Origin of the sequence: Dongia rigui (assembly GCF_034044635.1) — a bacterium.
Taxonomy (GTDB): domain Bacteria; phylum Pseudomonadota; class Alphaproteobacteria; order Dongiales; family Dongiaceae; genus Dongia; species Dongia rigui.
In genome coordinates, this window is sequence record NZ_JAXCLX010000001.1 from 2,068,084 (window position 1) to 2,087,712 (window position 19,629).

Annotated in this window: 17 protein-coding genes; 8 read left to right on the top strand and 9 right to left on the bottom strand. The window is 63.1% G+C overall.

Annotation, left to right across the window (positions count from 1 at the left end; all coding sequences use genetic code 11):
* The first annotated feature begins 199 nt into the window (after positions 1–199).
* From SMD31_RS09650 to SMD31_RS09665, 4 genes are all read left to right on the top strand, one after another.
* The gene (locus tag SMD31_RS09650; RefSeq protein WP_320500606.1) at positions 200–2,689 is read left to right on the top strand and encodes a methyl-accepting chemotaxis protein; all 2,490 of its coding nucleotides are present in this window, start codon (positions 200–202) and stop codon (positions 2,687–2,689) included.
* Positions 2,690–2,892: 203 nt separating this feature from the next.
* Complete coding sequence (locus SMD31_RS09655; RefSeq protein WP_320500607.1) at positions 2,893–4,140, top strand: adenylate/guanylate cyclase domain-containing protein; 1,248 nt, start codon at positions 2,893–2,895, stop codon at positions 4,138–4,140.
* Positions 4,141–4,258: 118 nt separating this feature from the next.
* The gene (locus SMD31_RS09660) at positions 4,259–5,626 is read left to right on the top strand and encodes a cytochrome ubiquinol oxidase subunit I (protein WP_320500608.1); all 1,368 of its coding nucleotides are present in this window, start codon (positions 4,259–4,261) and stop codon (positions 5,624–5,626) included.
* A 6-nt stretch (positions 5,627–5,632) separates the two neighbouring features.
* Positions 5,633–6,646: a cytochrome d ubiquinol oxidase subunit II gene (locus tag SMD31_RS09665; RefSeq protein ID WP_320500609.1), complete on the top strand. Its 1,014-nt coding sequence runs from the start codon at positions 5,633–5,635 to the stop codon at positions 6,644–6,646.
* Between the two features lie 35 nt (positions 6,647–6,681).
* Here SMD31_RS09665 and SMD31_RS09670 read toward each other — a convergent pair whose 3' ends face one another.
* On the bottom strand, positions 6,682–7,110 hold the full coding sequence (locus SMD31_RS09670; RefSeq protein WP_320500610.1) for a hypothetical protein: 429 nt from the start codon (positions 7,108–7,110) through the stop codon (positions 6,682–6,684).
* Between SMD31_RS09670 and SMD31_RS09675 the strand changes: the two genes are divergently transcribed.
* Positions 7,109–7,936: an SDR family NAD(P)-dependent oxidoreductase gene (locus SMD31_RS09675; protein ID WP_320500611.1), complete on the top strand. Its 828-nt coding sequence runs from the start codon at positions 7,109–7,111 to the stop codon at positions 7,934–7,936. The genes SMD31_RS09670 and SMD31_RS09675 overlap by 2 nt on opposite strands.
* Positions 7,937–7,952: 16 nt before the next feature.
* Here the strand turns inward: SMD31_RS09675 and SMD31_RS09680 are convergent, their stop codons facing one another.
* Complete coding sequence (locus SMD31_RS09680) at positions 7,953–8,399, bottom strand: PAS domain-containing protein (RefSeq protein WP_320500612.1); 447 nt, start codon at positions 8,397–8,399, stop codon at positions 7,953–7,955.
* Between the two features lie 74 nt (positions 8,400–8,473).
* Between SMD31_RS09680 and SMD31_RS09685 the strand changes: the two genes are divergently transcribed.
* Positions 8,474–10,033, top strand: a complete 1,560-nt coding sequence (locus tag SMD31_RS09685; RefSeq protein WP_320500613.1) for a cryptochrome/photolyase family protein — start codon at positions 8,474–8,476, stop codon at positions 10,031–10,033.
* A gap of 231 nt (positions 10,034–10,264) precedes the next feature.
* Positions 10,265–10,843: a PAS domain-containing protein gene (locus tag SMD31_RS09690; RefSeq protein ID WP_320500614.1), complete on the top strand. Its 579-nt coding sequence runs from the start codon at positions 10,265–10,267 to the stop codon at positions 10,841–10,843.
* 11 nt (positions 10,844–10,854) lie between these two features.
* On the opposite strand, the gene msrB is transcribed toward SMD31_RS09690, so the two are convergent.
* Together msrB and SMD31_RS09700 are read right to left on the bottom strand one after the other, a co-directional pair.
* Entirely contained in the window at positions 10,855–11,268 is a 414-nt protein-coding gene (gene msrB / locus SMD31_RS09695; RefSeq protein ID WP_320500615.1) for a peptide-methionine (R)-S-oxide reductase MsrB, read from the bottom strand.
* A 189-nt stretch (positions 11,269–11,457) separates the two neighbouring features.
* Entirely contained in the window at positions 11,458–12,378 is a 921-nt protein-coding gene (locus SMD31_RS09700; protein ID WP_320500616.1) for a LysR family transcriptional regulator, read from the bottom strand.
* A 108-nt stretch (positions 12,379–12,486) separates the two neighbouring features.
* On the opposite strand from SMD31_RS09700, the gene SMD31_RS09705 reads away from it, so the two are divergent.
* The gene (locus SMD31_RS09705; protein WP_320500617.1) at positions 12,487–13,494 is read left to right on the top strand and encodes an aldo/keto reductase; all 1,008 of its coding nucleotides are present in this window, start codon (positions 12,487–12,489) and stop codon (positions 13,492–13,494) included.
* A 185-nt stretch (positions 13,495–13,679) separates the two neighbouring features.
* Here the strand turns inward: SMD31_RS09705 and SMD31_RS09710 are convergent, their stop codons facing one another.
* From SMD31_RS09710 to fdhF, 5 genes are all read right to left on the bottom strand, one after another.
* Complete coding sequence (locus tag SMD31_RS09710; protein WP_320500618.1) at positions 13,680–14,549, bottom strand: MBL fold metallo-hydrolase; 870 nt, start codon at positions 14,547–14,549, stop codon at positions 13,680–13,682.
* 106 nt (positions 14,550–14,655) lie between these two features.
* Entirely contained in the window at positions 14,656–15,546 is an 891-nt protein-coding gene (locus SMD31_RS09715; protein ID WP_320500619.1) for a LysR family transcriptional regulator, read from the bottom strand.
* Positions 15,547–15,688: 142 nt separating this feature from the next.
* A complete protein-coding gene (locus tag SMD31_RS09720; protein WP_320500620.1) occupies positions 15,689–15,925 on the bottom strand; it encodes a formate dehydrogenase subunit delta in 237 nt (78 codons plus the stop codon).
* 13 nt (positions 15,926–15,938) lie between these two features.
* Complete coding sequence (gene fdhD, locus SMD31_RS09725) at positions 15,939–16,787, bottom strand: formate dehydrogenase accessory sulfurtransferase FdhD (RefSeq protein ID WP_320500621.1); 849 nt, start codon at positions 16,785–16,787, stop codon at positions 15,939–15,941.
* A 3-nt stretch (positions 16,788–16,790) separates the two neighbouring features.
* Positions 16,791–19,628, bottom strand: a complete 2,838-nt coding sequence (fdhF, locus tag SMD31_RS09730) for a formate dehydrogenase subunit alpha (RefSeq protein WP_320501023.1) — start codon at positions 19,626–19,628, stop codon at positions 16,791–16,793.
* Between the last annotated feature and the right edge of the window lies 1 nt (position 19,629).

Genomic DNA, 19,629 nt, shown 5'->3' on the forward strand with positions numbered 1-19,629 from the left:
TCGATCAATCGGCCGTAGCCTTTGCGACGCCAGGGCGGCAGCGCTGCGGTACAAGCGAATAATAGGACGATGGTCGGTGCGGCGGGGCCATCTTTAAGACCATTGTCGGTGTTTCTTCGGCCCCTCAATTAACCCAGCATTAAATCAGCGCGCCGAAGATCAAGGAAGCGCGCCGAGGAAACACCCGCGGGTAAAAGACATGCGATTTCGATTGAGCGTGGCGAAAGCCATCATCCTCTTTGGCCTCGTCATCGCCGGCGGTTTTGCCGCCGTTCTCATGACCAATTCGCTGGCGCTGAGCGAGCTTAAGGTCAGCGGCCCGCTTTATCGCCAAATCGTGCTGGGCAAGGACCTCATCGCCGACATTCTACCGCCGCCGGAATATGTCATCGAATCCTATCTCGAGGCGACGCTGGCGGTTAAGAATCCCGGCGACCTGGCGCAGCATCGAGACCGGCTGGCGCAGCTCAGGAAGGATTACGACCTGCGCCACGCGTATTGGCTGACCGCCGATTACAATGCGGAACTGCGCGCCAAGCTCACTAACGACAGCCATGCCGAGGTGGTGAAGTTCTTCGCCGCCATCGACGAACTTCTCCCCGCCATCGAAAAGGGCGACGCAGGCGCCATCGACGCCGCCTATGCCAAGGTGAGCGCCACCTACCAGGCGCATCGCGCGGTGGTCGATGCGATTGTTGCCGGCGCCAATGCCGAAAACGCCCGTGTCGAAGCCAAGGCCGCTGCGACCGACACCAGCTATCTCACCATCGTCTGGAGCGTGACCATTGTCGTCCTGGTCATGGTGGCTTGTGGTATCGCGGCCATTGCGCTCGGTGTCATTCGCCCGATCATCCGCATGACCGGTGTCATGACCTCGCTGGCCGAAGGCGCCCACGACATCGCTATCCCCTCGTCTGGGCGCAAGGACGAGATCGGCGCCATGGCGCGCGCTGTCGGGGTCTTCCGCGACAATGCCCGCGAGAACGACAAGCTGCGCCAGCAACAGGAAGAAGACCGCCGCCGCAATGACGAGCAGCTGAAGAGCGAGATGCTGCAGCTGACCGAGACGCTGGAGCATGAGGTGAACGAAACCGTGGGCGATATCTCGGCCCAGGCCACCAAGCTGACCGAAAATGCCACCGTGCTGTCGCGCACGGCCGCAGATTTGCGCAGCATGACGATCGAGGTCAACGAACTGGTCGCCGCCACCACGCGCAATGTCGAGACGGTGGCAAGTGCCACCGAGGAATTGGAAGCCTCGAGCCGCGCCATCTCCAACCAGATCGGCAATTCCAGCAAGCTTGCGGCCAGCGCCCGCGACGGCGCGGAAGTGGCCAATACCGAGGTGGCGGGACTTGCCAAAACGGCTTCCAGCATCGGCAATGTCGTCGTCATGATCCAGGAGATCGCGGCACGCACCAAGATGCTGGCGCTCAACGCCACGATCGAGGCAGCGCGTGCCGGCGAGATGGGCCGTGGCTTTGCCATCGTCGCCGATGAGGTGAAGAGTCTCGCCCGGCAGACGGAAGAAGGCATCGCCCAGGTCAACAGCCAGGCCGAGGAGATCACCCAATCGACCGCCAAGGCAGTTGGTATCGTCGACAATGTCGCGGGCGGCATTCGCGACATCGATGCCGTGACCGTCGAGGTGGCGCGCGCCAGCGAGGAGCAGCGCGCCGCCACCGCCGAAATCATGCAAAGCGCCGGACAGGCGGCGGCTTCCACGCGCTCTGTCGCCGACAATGTGGCCCGCATGATGGAAGGGGTCGAACGCACCGGCCTGACGGCCGGACATGTCAACGATCTCTCCTCATTGGTCAGCCGCGATATCGGCGCGCTGCAGCAGCGGCTTTATGTCATCCTGCGTTCCTCGGTTGGCGGCAACCGCCGCGATTCCGTGCGCCGTACCGCCGCCATCGCCTTCAAGGGTGAATTCGGCGGGCAGGTGGTGACCGGATTCACCGGCGATGTCTCGAATGGCGGTGTACTGGCGGTGGCGGACAACAATGCCGCCTTGCGTCCGGCCGAGGGCTATTGCGAACTCAAGGACGTCGGCCGCTTCAAGGCGCGGTTGGTGAGCCAGGACCCGCTCGGCATCCACATTCAGTTCCTGGATCCCGGCGAAGCTGAATTGCAGGCGCTCAGCGACCGCCTGGCTGCCGCCACCAAGGAGGACGAACCTTATATGAAGCTGGTGGGCGACATCGCCAGTGCGGCCAGCGCCGCGCTGGAACGGGAACTCACAGCGCGCCACATCACGCAGGACGATCTCTTCGACGTCGAATATGACCCGATCGCCGGTACCGATCCGCAACAGGTCATCGCCAAGCACACGGCGCTCGTCGAACGTCTGTTCCCGCCGCTCATCGAACCGCCGCTGGAACGCGATGCGCGCATTGTCTTTTGCTGCGTCATCGACCGCAAAGGCTATATCGCTGCCCATAACCGGAAATATTCGCACCCGCAGAAGCCAGGCGAGACGCTGTGGAACACCGCCAATTCGCGCAACCGCCGCATCTATACCGACCGCGCCGGCACACTCGCTGGCCGCGCCACCCGCACCATCGTCCAGACCTATGCCCGCGACATGGGCGGCGGCAAATTTGTCGTGCTGAAGGAAATCGACGCCCCGATCAAAGCCGGCGGCAAGCACTGGGGCGCGGTCAGGTTGGCGTTGAAGCTGAGCTGACCCCCTCTCCCTAACCCTCCCCCACGTTGGGGGGAGGGAACTCTAGCCAGTCTGAACTCAGCTGTTACTGCGAACTCGGTTGGGCTCCCTCCCCCCACAGTCGCGCATGCCGACATGCGTCGGCGGTGGGGGAGGGTGGGGGAGAGGGGGCTGCATTACGCGGGCGTTTGCAACCGACTGTGCTGCGCCCTATCCTTCCCGCCATGACGCAACTTCCTGCCAATGACATGGATGGATTCGGCCGGCTGGTGGCGTGGCTGGCGCAGGCGGCGCTGGGGGATACCGGCAAGCGCAGCGATGGAACACTCGACAACAATCTGGGTGCCTTGACCTTTGCCGAGGTGTTTGCCGAATTCTGCAATCGCCTAAATGATTGGATCGGCCCGTTCAGCCGCATCTCCATCGCCATGGAAGTGCTGCATCCGGAGCTGTCCGGCGGCACGCTCTATTGGCGCGATGGCGAGATCGAGGAGCGGCAGGTCAAGCGCGCCGGCATTCTCACCTGGGACGATTACTTGCGCAGCCCCGTCTATGTCATCGAGCAGACCAATCGCCCCTGGCGCTGGCGCGTCGGCGACGCCGTCCCGGACATGCCGCTCATCCAGGATCTCAGTGCCCAGGGCAACACCGATTACTGCCTGTTCCCGCTGCCTTTCCAGGATACCAACCGGACCAGCACCATGTCCTTCGCGACACGGCGGCCGGGCGGGTTTGCTGATCTGGGCGGCGACGATCTCGGTGCCGGATTGCTGCGCCGCATCGCCTGGGCGATCACGCCCTTTATGGAACGCGTCGCCTTGCGCATCATCGCCCTCGATCTTCTCGATGCCTATGTCGGCAAGATCGCCGGCAAGCGTGTCTATGGCGGGCAAGTCGAACGCGGCGCTGTGGAGCCGATCGATGCCGCCATCCTGGTCGCCGACCTCCGTGGCTTCACCTCCCTGAGTGAAGTCCTGGGCGAGATCGCCATGGTCGATTTGCTCAACCGCTATTTCGACACGCTGGGTGGCGCAATCGCGGCGCATGACGGCCAGATCCTAAAATTCATGGGCGATGGATTGCTGGCCGTCTTTCCCATCACGGATGATGCCAGCCGCGCCAATGTCCACGAGGCCGCAGTTCTGGCGGCGCTGGCGGCGCGCGGCAATCTTGCCACACTCAACGCGGCGCTGCTGGCGGAAGGGCGGGCACCCATCGATTTCGGCATCGGTCTCCATGCCGGGTCGGTGGCCTTCGGCAATATCGGCACCGGCACGCGGCTGGACTTCACCGTCATTGGTCCAGCCGTGAACCAAGCCAGCCGCATCCAGGACCTGACCAAGGAATTGCACGAGCCGGTCCTGGCCTCCGGTGGCTTCACGGCGATCCTGCAGCGGCCGATGCGCCTAGTCGGTGCCCGAACCTTGCGCGGTGTCGAGAAGCCAGTCGAGCTCTTTGCGCCGATGCCTTGAGCCGAGGCAATCTGTCGCGTGCGGCCAAATGCCGGCTGGCCGGTCAGCCTGCGTCGTTTAGAGTGATTCCAATCTTTCGCCCCCGATCTGTCGTTGCCGGCAGCAGGAGAATGATGGAATGGACGCACTCATCCTGGCGCGCCTGCAATTTGCCGCCAACATCTCGTTCCATATTCTTTTTCCCAGCATCACCATCGCCCTGGGCTGGGTGCTGCTTTACTTCAAGCTGCGTCACGACCGCCTGCAACGGGTGGCACCAGGCGACATGCGCTGGATGCTCAGCTATCGCTTCTGGGTAAAGGTCTTTGCGCTCTCCTTCGCCATGGGGGTCGTTTCCGGCATCACCATGAGCTTCCAGTTCGGCACCAACTGGCCGGGCTACATGCAGAAGGTCGGCAATATCGCTGGGCCGCTCCTGGCTTATGAGGTGATGACGGCCTTCTTCCTTGAGGCCGTCTTCCTCGGCATCATGCTGTTCGGCTTCAAACGCGTGCCCAATTGGGTGCACAGCCTGGCCACGTTCCTGGTCGCTTTCGGCACCACTGTCTCGGCCTTCTGGATCATCGCCCTCAATTCCTGGATGCAGACGCCCGCCGGCTATGAACTGCGCGACGGCGTCGTTTATGCCGAGGATTGGATCGCCATCATCTTCAATCCCAGCTTTCCCTATCGCTTGACGCATATGCTGCTGGCTTCCGGTCTCACGGCCAGCTTCCTCATCGCCGGCGTATCCGCCTTGCGCTGGTTCTGGGGCGAAAGGTCCGATGATCTCAAGGCCGGCTTGAAGACGGGTGTCTATCTGGCGGCAATCCTCATTCCGCTGCAGATTCTGGCCGGCGACATGCACGGGCTCAACACGCTGGAGCACCAGCCGCAAAAGGTGGCGGCGATGGAGGGCAATTGGCAGACCAGCGGCCAGGTGCCGCTGCTGCTCTTTGCCTGGCCGGACGAAGAAAAACGCGAAAACAATTTCGAGATCGGGATACCTTCCGGCGCCAGCCTGATCCTGCGCCATTCACCCGATGGCGTCGTGCCCGGCCTCAACGATTATGCGGGGAAGCATCCGCCGGTGAAGCCGCTCTTCTTTGCCTTCCGCATCATGGTGGGGCTCGGCCTCCTGATGCTGGCTGTCTCGTGGCTGGGGAGCTTCTATCTCATGCGCGGTCGCGAGATGCCGCGGCTCCTGCAGCGCGTCTTCATCGGCATGACCTTCTCCGGCTGGGTGGCGACGCTGGCCGGCTGGTATGTGACCGAAATCGGCCGCCAGCCCTACCTCGTGACCGGCATCCTCACCACCGCCGAGGCTGCGAGCGATGTGCCCGCGCCGATGATCGGGCTCAGTCTGGCGCTTTACCTTATCGTCTATGCCACACTGATCGTCGCCTATATCGGCGTCATCACCAAGCTGGCGCGCAAGGCGGCCAAGGGTGAAAAACCCGCACCCGACAAACCTGTTGAGGCCGGCACATTCGCAGCGGCGGAGTGAGACACCATGCTCGACCTCTTCGGTGATCCCAAAATTTGGCTGCCGCTTGCCTTTGCTGGCCTCATGGGACTTTCCATCCTCATCTACGTCGTGCTTGACGGCTTCGATCTTGGCATCGGCATGTTGTTCGCCTTCGGTGACGAGGCGGAACAGGACCGCATGATGGCGGCGATCGGCCCCTTCTGGGATGCCAATGAAACCTGGCTGGTGCTGGCCGTGGGCCTGCTGCTGGTGGCCTTTCCGGCAGCGCATGGCATCATCTTGTCGGCGCTCTATCTGCCGGTCGTGTTGATGCTGATCGGTCTCATCCTGCGCGGCGTCGCCTTCGAATTCCGCGCCAAGGCGGAAGGGGAGGGGAAACGCATGTGGAGCCGGATCTTCATCGCCGGCTCGCTCCTCACGTCGCTCACCCAGGGCTATATGCTGGGGGTCTATGTGATGGGGCTGGATCAGAACCCGGCAACCGTCGCCTTTGGCCTCCTCACGGCAATCTGCCTGGTGGCGGGTTTCATGCTGGTCGGTGCGACCTGGCTCATCATCAAGACGGAAGGTCCCTTGCAGGCGCGCGCCATCGGCTGGGCCGGGCGGACCTTGACCTTTGCCGCCGTCGGCATGGCGGCAATCTCCCTCGCCTCGCCACTGGTCAGCCCGCGCATTTTCGAAAAATGGTTCAGCGGGCCGACAATCCTGCTTCTGGCGCCTTTGCCGATCGGCTCGGCCGTGATCTTCATCGTGCTGGCGGTGTTCTTGCGCAACATGACGCCGGCCCATGACCGCTGGTGCCGCCTGCCCTTCATCGCGGTGACCGGGCTTTACGCCCTCGCCTTCACGGGCCTTGCCTATTCCTTTTATCCTTACGTCGTACCGGATCGCCTGACCTTGTTCGAGGCGGCATCGGCCCCGGAAAGCCTGCTCGTGATCCTCATCGGCGCGCTTTTCGTGTTGCCGGCCATCATCGCCTATTCGGCGCTGAGCTATCACGTCTTTCGCGGCAAGGCGACGCCGCTCGGCTACGACTAAGCCACTGTTGCGACTCGTTTGTTGCGCAGCATTTTTCAGGGCAAGCGCGTGATGTCGGCGCGGATGGGCCCAACTTGCGTTTCGATCCGGATCGGCCACCGTGCGCCGGGATCCAGGTTCGCTGGAATGGTGAACTGGACCGGCATTTCCCGCGCCGTGCCGACAATGGCGACGCCGTCGATGATCTGCCGTGTCGGGGGCAAATGGACAATGAGGTCGACCTGTACCTGGCGCCGATCCTGGGCCTGCCGATAAGAACCACGGTAATCAAGCCCCGCCTCGGCAACACCGAGCGCGCTCACCTGCCCGTCCTGAAGCATCAGTTCGATGCGGCCCGTGCCGTAAACCCCGCTGTAATCCAGGCGGTAATGGCCGGCAGCCGTGATGGGGGGTGGCCCGGGGGTGCAGGCTGTGATCAGAATCAGGCCCAGGATCCCGGCGACCGTCTTTGGGCGGCGCATCATGTGGCGCAATATGGGCCGTCCGGCGCCGGATCGGCAAGCCGGCGCTGAACCAGCCCTCTCGGCCTTTCGTACCGAAGGGGTAGCAGCAAAGGGATTGGCCATCATGGGCGTTACCATCATTTTCGGCGCAACCGGCGGGATCGGCAGCGCCCTGGCCCGCCGCCTCGCGGCAGCTGGCCGCCGGCTGCATTTGGTGGCGCGCGACCCAGAGAGGCTCGGTGCCCTGGCGGCGGAACTGGATGCCACCTGGGCCAGCTGTGATGTCGGCAAGGAAGATCGGCTTGATGCCGCCTTGGCCCAGGTGCAGGAACCGGTCGATGGCCTCGTCTATGCCGTGGGGACCATCAACCTTAAACCGCTCGCGCGCCTCACCGTCGATGAGATGCTGGAAGCGTACCGGGTGAATGCCACGGGTGCCGCCTTGGCCGTCCAGGCCGCGTTGCCGCGCCTCAAGGAAGCCGGAAATGCCAGCGTGCTGTTGTTCTCCAGCGTGGCGGTGGGGCAGGGATTCCCGAACCACGCGGCGATCTCGATGGCCAAGGGCGCTGTCGAAGGGCTGACGCGCGCCCTTGCTGCCGAACTGGCGCCAGCCATCCGCGTCAATTGTGTGGCGCCTTCGTTGACGCGCACTGCACTCGCGGCACCCCTTCTTGCCAACGAACAAATGGCGCGCAGTATTGCGGCACTCCATCCGTTGCAGCGCCTGGGGGAACCCGAGGACGTTGCCGCTTTGGGCGCCTTTCTGATGTCACCGGAGGCTGGCTGGATCACGGGCCAGATCGTCGGCGTCGATGGCGGGCGCGGTACGCTGCGCGGCAAAAGCTGAGCCGATGTCCGTGCCGCTACTGCCCGCCAAAGAGAACGCAGCCGAGAATGACCAGGTCGAGCGGACCGGGTCCACCGCGTGGTGGCAGATCCGGTACCAGCGGCAGCATCAGCCATGTGCAACGGCGCTGGTTGAAGTCGGCATCAAATTGCGGGACAGCGCCCAAACGCGGCTCACGCATGGCTGCGGTGGCAGCGAAATTCGCCTCCCAATATCCGGGACTGCCTTCGATGCGCATGTCTTCCAGCCAGCGGCCGGTAAAGTTCATGTTGTACCGCGCACTCAGCGCCGTTCCGGCCAAGCGGTAGTAAAAACGCTTCTCGGCGCGGTGTACCTCGACGATGAGTAGATTCGGCAGCCAGGGGCGCAGGACCTCCGGGCCGAAAGCGGAATGCAGCGGCATTTCCGCCGTGCCGCGCAAATTCTCCCAAAGCCTGAACAGATCGTCGAGGCTCGCTACCATGTCACCATGCCGTTGCTGAAAAACCGCCGCCACCATATCCCGCCAGCGCGCTTACTTGCGATAGGTATCGGGTCATGACGCGCTTGGCCGTCATTCTCGGTGACCAACTCAGTCTGGATATCGGTGCCTTGCAGGCGATCGACCCTGCGCGTGACGTCGTGCTCATGATGGAGGTGATGGACGAGGCGACCTATGTCGCGCACCACAAGCAAAAAATCGTCCTGATCCTCTCCGGCATGCGTCACTTTGCGGAGGAACTGCGCGCAGCTGGCTACACGGTCGATTATGTGCGGCTCGATGACGCTGCCAATAGCGGCAGTTTCAGCGGCGAAATCGAGCGCGCCGTGAAGCGGCATCGGGCCGCCGGCATTGTCGTGACACATCCGGGCGAGCATCGCGTCCTGGCTGACCTCCATGCACTGGCATCTGAGATGGATCTCTCGGTCGAATGGGTCGAAGACACGCGCTTCTTTTCGACGCCCTCTCAATTTGCGGCATGGGCGGCACCACGCCGTGAACTGCGCATGGAATTCTTCTATCGGCAGATGCGCGCTGCCACGGGCTTGCTGATGGATGGCGCCAAACCGGCAGGCGGACAGTGGAACTTCGATGCCGCCAACCGCAAGGCGTGGCCGCGTCATCGCGCCGTGCCGGAACGGCGGCGCTTTCCGCCCGACGCCATCACCCAATCGGTGATCGATCTGGTCGAGCGGCGCTTTCCACATCATTTCGGCACGCTCGATGGTTTCGGCTGGGCCGTCACGCATGCGGACGCGGAACGGGCGCTGGAGGATTTCATCGCGCACCATCTGCCCTGCTTCGGTGATTACCAGGATGCGATGCGTGCGGGGGCACCATTTCTGCATCATGGCTTGATCTCGCCCTATCTCAATATCGGCCTGCTCGATCCGCGACGCGCTTGCGCCTTGGCGGAGCGCGCCTATCGCCAAGGTGTGGCACCCATCAATGCGGTCGAGGGCTTCATCCGGCAGATTCTCGGCTGGCGTGAATATGTGCGCGGCGTCTATTGGCATCTGATGCCGGGCTATGCCGAAGGCAATGCGCTTGGCGCCGATCAGAAGCTGCCCGCCTTCTATTGGGATGGCGAGACCGACATGGCCTGCGTGCGCGACGTCATCGGCACGATCCGCCGTCACGGCTATGCCCATCACATTCAGCGACTGATGGTGACTGGCAATCTGGCGCTTCTCTGGGGTGTGCGCCCGGCGGAAATCGAAGCATGGTATCTCGCGGTCTTCGTTGACGCCTTCGACTGGGTGGAACTGCCCAACACGCACGGCATGGCAATCCATGCCGATGGGGGCGTGATGGCGTCGAAACCCTATGCGGCATCAGGGGCCTATATCGATCGGATGTCGAATTATTGTCGCGGCTGCCGGTACGATCCCAGCCAGCGCCACGGCAAGGACGCCTGTCCGATGACCTTGCTCTACTGGGACTTTCTCGACCGTCACGAAACGCGCTTTGCCGCCCATCCCCGCATGAAGCTGGTGATGGATGCGCTCGCCCGCCTCCCCAGCGATGTGCGTCAAGCGATCCGCGCCGAAGCCGCTGCCTTGCGGCGGGCAGGCACCGACCGGTCGGCGGGTGATCCCTCAGCAGCCTTGTTCTGACGTTTTTACACGTGGTCCAAGGTCGGGCCAGCCTGCTTATGACCGTGTGACTTCTGGTCGACCGGCGACAGCGGAACGTGACCCGCGGCAACTCGCCATCTGGGCCTTCGAAAAAGCTTCTTGATTCAAGTCAGTAATGTCCCACATGCTAAGGATAAGCTTAGTCGCCTGACTGCGGTCGTTCTACCGTGGTCGCCAATCGGACCCGGATCACGACCTGATGGTAGCGGCATGACGGCATGGGCAGATCTCAGCCGATCACGGTCGGCGCGCGTCAAAGCGCTGGATGCCTGGTGGCAATCCTGTGCTGGGGATAGCCTTCCTGACAGAGCGGATTTCGATCCCAGCACCTTCACCCCTCTGCTGCCTTTTTTGCTTCTGTCCGAGGTCGAGCAGCCTTTTCGCCTCCGCTATCGCCTGATCGGAACGGCGGTCCGCGATGTCGCCGGCAGCAATTTCGCCGGCCGCTATCTTGACGAGATACTCCCCAACAGCGCTGAAGAAGAGCCCTGGCTGGATCACTATCACACCGCTTACGAGACCGCGCGGCCGCTATACGGCAGCTGCCGCATTCGCACCCTGTCCGGCGGTCACACGGAATATGAGTTCGGCATCTGGCCGCTGGGGCATCGCCAGGGCGCGCATCAAGACGTGGCGCCTATTGGCGCCGAGGCCGTGCGCCAGTTTATCGGCCTTGAAGATTATGGCGATTGGCGCGGGCGGGTCAGGCCCTTGCGCGATGAACTCGCCGACTGGCAATACGCGCTGCAGGCCGGCGCCGGCGCAACCGCACCGCGCCTGCCGCGCTGAACGCCCGCTGCTTATTCGTCCGGCGTGAAGTTCATGGCGACACCGTTGATGCAATAGCGCAGATGCGTGGGCGGCGGGCCATCCTCGAAGACATGGCCGAGATGGCTGCCGCAGGTCGCGCAATGCACTTCGGTCCGCACCATGAAATGGCTGCGATCGGTCGTCGTTTCGACCGAGCCGGGGACCGGATCATTGAAGCTCGGCCAGCCGGTGCCGCTTTCGAATTTGGTGCCGGAGATAAAGAGGGGCTGGTCGCAGCCGGCGCAGGTGAAGCTGCCATGGCGCTTCTCGTAATTAAGCGCACAGGAACCTGGCCGCTCGGTGCCATGGCCGCGCATCACGTGATACTGCTCCGGCGTCAGGCGCTGGCGCCATTCGGCATCGCTGCGGGTAACGGGAAAAGTTTTCTCGGCGGTTTTCTGCATGGCGGCCTCCATTTCGCTATCTAAATGGGACCTGGGGCGCCGGAAAGCAAGCCGCCCAAAATAGTTGCGGGCGCCTGATGGGGATGGCATCGGGCGCCCGCGAAATGAAGCGGAGATGGGGACGGTTGGGTGACCCCGCTTCATGAGGAGGACCATAACCCTCCCCTGAAAAGGCGTCTGTGATCTGGGTCACAATCCGTCTTTCGCCTTTGAACCGTCAGGAAAGGCCTTCACGAAATCGACAAAGGCGCGCAACGGGGCCGGCATCAAATTGCGGCTGGGGTAGTAAAGATAGGGACCGGAGAATTCGACCCACCAATCGGCCATGATGCCAACCAGCTGTCCCGACGCCAGGGCAGAGGCGACGAATTCCTCGAAGGTGAAGACGAGGCCGAGACCGGCGATGGCGGCGTCGACCTCCAGCTCGCTGGAGCTCGCAATGAGCGGGCCGGTGACATTGACCCGGATCGTCTGCCGCCCTTTCTCGAACTCCCATTGCGGGGCGTTGCCGCTCAAGAAACGGTGGCGGATGCAGGCGTGTTGCAGCAGGTCGTTTGGGTGCTTAGGTGTCCCCGCGCGCGCGAGGTATTCCGGGGATGCCACCAGCACGAAACGCTGCCGCCGGGGGCCGATGGGCAGCCGGATCATGTCCCGTTCCAGCGATTCATCATAGCGGATGCCGGCATCGAAACCGGCGGCCAGCACGTCGATAAAAACGTCGCTCGCCCGCACGTCCAATGTGATGCCGGGATAGGCCTTGAGGAATGCGGCCACGATCGGCGGCAGCACGTGTTTGGCGACGATGATCGGCACTTCCAGGCGCAAGGTGCCGGTGGGCGTGTCGCGCAGATCGTTGATGGCATCAAGCGCGGCCGCGACTTCGCCGAGGGCGGGTCGCAGGCGCTCGAGCAGGCGCTGTCCGGCCTCGGTCGGCGTCACCGAACGCGTGGTACGGTTGAGCAGCCGCACGCCAAGCCGCGCCTCCAGCCGCTGCAGGGCGGCGCTTAAGGACGAGGCAGAGACATTGCGCAAGGCCGCGGCACGGCGGAAGGAGCGTGTTTCGGCCACCGCCCGGAAGGCATCGAGATCGGCGAAATCGGCTTGGGACATTGTGCAAAAATCCGAACAGGGTGTTCACATTATACCGGATTATCGCACGGAGCCCCAGAGCCTATCTTGCCCGTCATCAGTTGGATGTCATTGAAAGAGGTAGAGATCATGGAGCAGCGACTTCTGGGCAAGGACAGCGACGGCATCAGTGTCTCCGCCTTGGGGCTGGGCTGCATGGGCATGTCGGGGATGTATGGCCCGAGCGACCGGGTGGAGAGCATCGCCACCCTTCATGCCGCCCTCGATGCCGGCGTGACATTGCTCGACACCGGCGATTTCTATGGCATGGGCCATAACGAGATGCTGATCGGCGAGGCGCTGCGGGCCAGCTCGAAACGCGACAAGGCGATCGTCAGCGTGAAGTTCGGCGCGTTGCGCGATCCGGCCGGCGGCTGGTCCGGCTATGACTCGCGCCCCAAGGCGGTGAAGAACTTTCTCGCGCAATCTCTGGTGCGCCTCGGCCTCGACCATATCGACATCTATCGCCCCTCGCGGCTCGATCCCGACGTGCCGATCGAAGACACGATCGGCACCATCGCCGAGATGGTGCAGGCCGGCTATGTGCGCCATATCGGTTTGTCCGAGATGGGATCGGAGACGATCCGCCGCGCGGCCAGCGTTCATCCCATCGTCGATCTGCAGATCGAATACTCGCTCATCTCACGCGGCATCGAGGACAACATCCTCGCCACCTGTCGCAGCTTAGGCATCGGCATCACCGCTTACGGCGTGCTGTCGCGTGGCCTCATCAGCGGACATTGGCAGAAGGATTCGCTGAAAGGCGCCACCGACTTCCGCGGCCACTCGCCACGCTTCCAGGGTGAGAATGTCGATCGCAACCTGGCGCTGGTCGACGCCTTGCGCAAGATCGCCGACGAGAAGCGCGTGAGCGTCGCCCAGATCGCGATCGCCTGGGTCGCGGCGCAAGGCAAGGACATCGTGCCGCTGGTGGGTGCCCGCCGCCGCGACCGCCTGACGGAAGCGCTGGGCTCACTCGATGTTAAATTTACGCCAGCCGATCTCGCCGCCATCGAACGCGCCGTGCCGAAGGGTGCTGCCGCCGGCGATCGCTACGCCGCCTATCAGATGGCGCAGTTGGACAGTGAGCGGAATTGAGCGACGGCGCAGAAGCCCCCTCTCCCCGACCCTCCCCCACGTTGGGGGGAGGGAGTTCCACCGAGTTCGCAATTGAGATCGCGTTCAAGCTGGATAGAATTCCCTCCCCCCAAGGTGGGGGAGGGTTAGGGAGAGGGGGGCGAAGCGACCTTTCTTGAATGTGATCAGCCAACAAACGCAGCAAATCAAAACGCGTTGAGCGGCAGCTTCAGGTAGGCAGTGCCGTTCGCTTCCGCCGCCGGCAGATGCCCGGCGCGCATGTTGACCTGGACGGCTGGCAGAATGAGGCGCGGCATGTCGAGCTTCTTGTCCTTGGCCTCGCGCATGGCGACGAAGTCCTCTTCCGTCATGCCGAGCTTGACATGGATGTTGCCGGCCTTCTGCGCACCCACCGTCGTTTCCCAGCAGATTTCCGTGCGACCCGTGGGCAGATAATCGTGGCACAGGAACATGCGTGTGGCATCGGGCAAGGCGAAAAGCTTGTGGACGGAGCGATAAAGCTCCCGCGCATCGCCGCCCGGGAAATCGCAGCGCGCGGTGCCGTAATCCGGCATGAACAAAGTGTCGCCGACGAACAGCGCATCGCCGATGAGATAGCTCATGCAGGCCGGCGTATGTCCCGGCGTGTGCATCGCGCGGGCCTCGATCGAGCCGAGGCGGAAGGTCTCGCCATCGCCGAGCAGCTGGTCAAACTGGCTGCCATCGGTCGCGAAGTCGCTACCGGCATTATAGATTCGCCCGAAGGTTCGCTGCACCTCCGCCACATGACGACCGATGATGATGCGGCCGCCCAGCTGTGACTTGAGGTAAGGCGCCGCTGTCAGATGATCGGCATGGATATGGGTTTCGATGATCCATTCCACCTTGGCACTGGCCGCGCGCACGCAGTCGATCAGCTTGTCGGCGGATCTGGTGCTGGTGCGCCCCGCCGCCTGGTTGAAATCCAGCACTGAATCGATGAGCGCCGCCGCCTTCGTCGCCGGGTCGATCACGGCATAGGAGATGGTGGCGGTGTCGGGGTCGAAGAAGCCGTGGACCAATGGCTGGACGGACATGCGGAGTCTCGTTCGAGAGAATTCACGTGAGCGGAATGTACAACCGAGCGCCCATCCAGTTCCACCCCCACCCCTCAAAGGGAGGCGAATTAATCGCTGGGGAGCCTTACGCCTCGCTGAAGCCCGGAAACTGCATCGAGAACAGCGCGAGGCTGATGGGCGAGAGCGGTTCGCGGTCCGGGACGATGAGCCCCACCTGCCGGCTGATATCCGGCTCGGTGAGGTCGAGGGCAACGGCGCCGCTCGGCATGCCGAGAACCTGGATGAGCGATTTCGGCACGATGCTGGAAAGCCTGCCAGAGCGCACATGGGCGCAGAGATTGACCACGGAGTTGGTCTCCAACTGCGGGCGCGGCGCGCAATCGACCGATTTGAAGATGCTGTCGATGATGCGCCGGTTCTGCATGTTGGGGGTGAGCAGGCAGAGCGGCAATTCGGCGGCCTGGCGCCAAGTGGCGAACTTCGCCTTCCCCAGTGGCCCTTGTTCGGGCGTCAGCAGGACATAGCGCTCGGTATAAAGCGGGCGCTGCAAGACGCCTTTCAGGGGCTCTGATTCGAGATAGGTGATGCCGGCCTCGAGCTCGAAATGATCGATGCCCTGCTGGATCTCGGCCGACGATGTGGACCAGACCGTGACGCGCACCTGCGGGTGCCGGTCGTAAAGCGGGTCGGTCACCAGGGGCACCAGCGGCAAGGCGGAGGGAATGACGCCGAGGCGCAAATTGCCGGTGAGGGAACGCTTGGCATTCTGGATGCCCTGGCGGAGCGAGTCGTAATCGGAAAGGATGCGCCGCGCCCAGAGCAGCACCTCCTGCCCTTCCGGCGTGAAGCCCTTGAAGCGCTTGTCGCGCTCGACCAGCGGCACGCCCAGCTCTTCTTCCAGCTGCTTGATCGCGGTGGAGAGCGCCGGCTGCGTGATGTTGCACGCCGCCGCCGCCCGGGCGAAATGCCGCTCACGCGCGAGTGCTGCGAGATAGACGAGCTGGCGCACAAGCATGTTGGTGGAGCCCCGTAAACTTAGTCGTCATGCCCGGGCTTGGCCCGGGCATCCACGAGTTTGCCAGTAAGCGGGTGATTTGTGGAAAGAAACTCGTGGATCCCCGCACCAAGTGCGGCGATGACAAGGGAGGTGTACGTCCTCACGCGCTCTTGGCGAGGTCCGGTTGCTTGGCGGCGAGTTTCTGCAGAGCTTTGCGTGTCAGCGGCTTCAAATCGGCACCACCGGCATTGAGATGGGCGTAGATGCCGCGGCGCATGCGCGGGTCCCAGAATTTCTCGATATGGACAGCGATGCCCTCGATCGCCTCGCTTTCCGGATAGGATTGGAAGAAATCGGCGATCTGGTTCGCCATGGAGACAAGACGGTTGTCGTTCACGATGGGAGACCCCTTAAGGCAGAAGGCGATGTGGATGGGTGAGGCTCAGCACACTGTCGCGCCGCGCCAGGGCCAACAGCGTGAGGCCGGCATCATCGGCAAGGCGTGTGGCGAGCGCTGTCGGCGCCGAAACCGAGACCAGAATGGGGAGCCCGGCGATGGCAGTCTTTTGCACCATCTCGAGCGAGCAGCGGCTGGTGATGAGCGCAAAGCCGCCGGCCGGATCGATCTTTGCTTGGGTGATGGCGCCGATCAGCTTGTCGAGCGCGTTGTGGCGTCCGACATCCTCGCGCACGAACAGCAGCTGGCCGTCCGTGTCGGCAAAGGCCGCGGCGTGCAGTGCATGGGCCTGGGCATTGTGAACCTGTGCCGCCGGCAGATCGCGCAAGGCCCGGTCGATGGCGGCCAGGGGCACCCGCGTCGCCGCCGTCACCCGGGGCAGGTCGCGCGCGACCGCCTCAAGCGAATCAAGGCCGCAAAGACCGCAACCCGTACGCCCGGCAATCGTGCGGCGGCGTTCCTTCAACTGATGGAAGCGTTCGGAAGCGAGATCGATGTTGAGCTCGATGCCCTTTTCATGCGGCACCACCTCGACATCGCGGATCTCGGCCGCATGCTGAATGATGCCCTCGCTCAGCGAGAAGCCGCGGGCGAAATCCTCGAGATCGGCGGGGCTTGCCATCATCACGGCATGGCTGATGCCGTTATAGACCAGGGCCACCGGCACTTCCTCGGCGAGGAAATCGAGGCGGTCCACCTGCGATCCGTCAAAGCCCAGCTGCCGCAGCTTGGCAGGACGCACCATCGGGGGAAGATCCCCCGCCGATGTCGCCTCGCCAGATTGCTGCAGCTTTTTGGCCATCGCCTACTCGGCTGCCTTGGTGATGCGGCGCGATGCCTGGCGGAACAGGGCGTTTTCACGCTGCCATTCCGATTGGTGGTTGGAGAGCCGGACCTCGACCGCCGTCACCTTGTATTCCGGGCAATTGGTCGCCCAGTCTGAGAAGTCGGTGGTGATGACATTGGCGCCGGTCCCAAAATGGTGGAACGTCGTGTAGACCACGCCCGGCTGCATGCGTTCGGAAATGACGGCCTTGAGGCTCGTCTCGCCGACGCGGCTGATGATGGCGACGTTGTCGCCATCGCGGATGCCGCGCTGCTCGGCGTCGAAGGCATGGATTTCCAGAATGTCTTCCGGATGCCAGGCGACGTTGCCCGTGCGCCGCGTCTGGGCGCCGACATTGTACTGGCTCAGGATCCGGCCAGTGGTGAGGATGAGCGGGAAGCGCGGCCCCACCTTCTCTTCCGTCGGCACGAATTCGGTGATCATGAAGCGGCCCTTGCCGCGCACGAACTTGTCGATATGCATGGTCGGCGTGCCGTTGGGGGCGGCGTCATTGCAGGGCCATTGGATCGAGCCCATCTCCTCGATGCGCTTATAGGAGACGCCCTTGAAGGTCGGGGTGAGGGCCGCGATCTCGTCCATGATCTCGGACGGATGGCTGTATTTCATCTCATAGCCCAGCGCCTTGCTGAGCATCATGGTCACTTCCCAATCGGCATAACCCGGCACCGGCGGAATCGCCTGGCGCACCATGTTGATGCGGCGTTCGGCATTGGTGAAGGTGCCGTCCTTCTCGAGGAAGGTCGTGCCCGGCAGGAAGACATGGGCATAGTTTGCCGTCTCGTTGAGGAAGATGTCCTGCACGACGACGCATTCCATCGCCTCGAGGCCGGCGGTCACATGCTTGGTGTTGGGGTCGGATTGCGCGATGTCTTCGCCCTGGATGTAGATGCCCTTGAACGTGCCGTCGACGGCGGCATCCAGCATGTTGGGAATGCGCAGGCCCGGTTCCGGATCCAGCGTCACACCCCAGGCCTGGTTGAACTGCTCGCGCACCGCATCGGTCGAAATATGGCGATAGCCGGTCAGCTCGTGCGGGAACGAACCCATGTCGCAGGAACCCTGCACATTGTTCTGGCCGCGCAAGGGATTCACGCCCGCGCCAATGTGCCCGACATTGCCGGTCGCCATGGCAAGGTTCGCCATGCCCATGACCATGGTCGAGCCCTGGCTGTGTTCGGTGACGCCGAGGCCATAATAGATGGCGGCATTCTTGACGCTGGCATAGAGCCTTGCGGCCGCGCGCACATCGGCGGCTTTGACGCCGGTATACTTCTCCATCTCCTCCGGCGAATGCCGCTTGTCGGAGACGAAATCGCGCCAGCGGTTGAACTCCATCATGTCGCAGCGTTCGGCGACATAGTCTTCCTTCACCAGCCCTTCGGTGACGATGACATGGGCCAGGGCATTGATCATGGCGACATTGGTGCCGGGCTTCAGCGGCAGATGGTAATCGGCCTTGATATGCGCCGACTTCACCAGATCGATGCGCCGGGGATCGACGACGATCAGCTTGGCGCCCTGGCGCAGCCGCTTTTTCATATGGCTGCCGAACACAGGATGCGCGTCGGTCGGGTTGGCGCCGATCACCATGATGACGTCGGCTTGACGCACGGAATCGAAATTCTGCGTGCCGGCCGACGTGCCGAAGGTCTGCGACAGGCCATAGCCGGTGGGCGAATGGCAGACGCGGGCGCAGGTATCGACATTGTTGGTGCCGAAGGCGGCGCGGATCAGCTTTTGCACCAGATAGGCTTCTTCATTGGTGCAGCGCGACGAGGTGATGCCGCCGACCGAGGTGCGGCCGTATTTCCCCTGGATGCGCTTGAACTCGGATGCTGCGTAATTGATCGCCTCCTCCCAGGATACTTCCTTCCAGGGATCGGTGATCTTGGCGCGGATCATCGGCTTGGTGATGCGATCCTGATGCGTCGTGTAGCCCCAGGCGAAACGGCCCTTGACGCAGGAATGGCCGTGATTGGCTTCGCCGTCCTTATAGGGGACCATGTTGACGACTTCGGTGCCGCGCATCTCGGCCTTGAAGGAACAGCCCACCCCGCAATAGGCGCAGGTGGTGACGACCGAATGCTCCGGCTGGCCGGCTTCGATGATGGTCTTTTCCATCAGGGTCGCGGTCGGGCAGGCCTGCACGCAGGCGCCGCAGGACACGCATTCCGACCCTAGAAAATCTTCCTTCTGCCCCGGCGAGACGGTCGAGGCAAAGCCGCGGCTGTCGATGGTGAGGGCGAATGTCCCCTGCACTTCCTCGCAAGCGCGCACACAGCGCGAGCAGACGATGCATTTCGAGGCGTCGAAAGTGAAATAGGGATTGCTCTCGTCCTTCACCGCATCGAGATGGTTTTCGCCCTTGAAGCCGTAGCGCACGTCACGCAGGCCCACGACGCCCGCCATGTCCTGCAGCTCGCAATTGCCGTTGGCGGGGCAAGTGAGGCAGTCCAGCGGATGGTCGGAGATATAGAGCTCCATGATATTGCGGCGGAGCTTGGCGAGCTTGCCGGTCTGGGTCCAGACCTTGAGGCCGTTCTCGACCGGCGTCGTGCAGGAGGCCGGGGTGCCGCGGCGCCCTTCGATCTCGACCGCGCAAAGCCTGCAGGAGCCGAAGGCCTCGATGCTGTCGGTGGCGCAGAGCTTGGGCACCTTGGTGCCCATCTCGGCGGCGGCACGCATGATCGAGGTACCTTCCGGCACCGTCACATCCTGGCCATCGATGGTGAGGGTCACCATCTTGGTGGAGAGGCGGATCGGGGTGCCGTAATCAGTTTCTTTGATCAACATGATT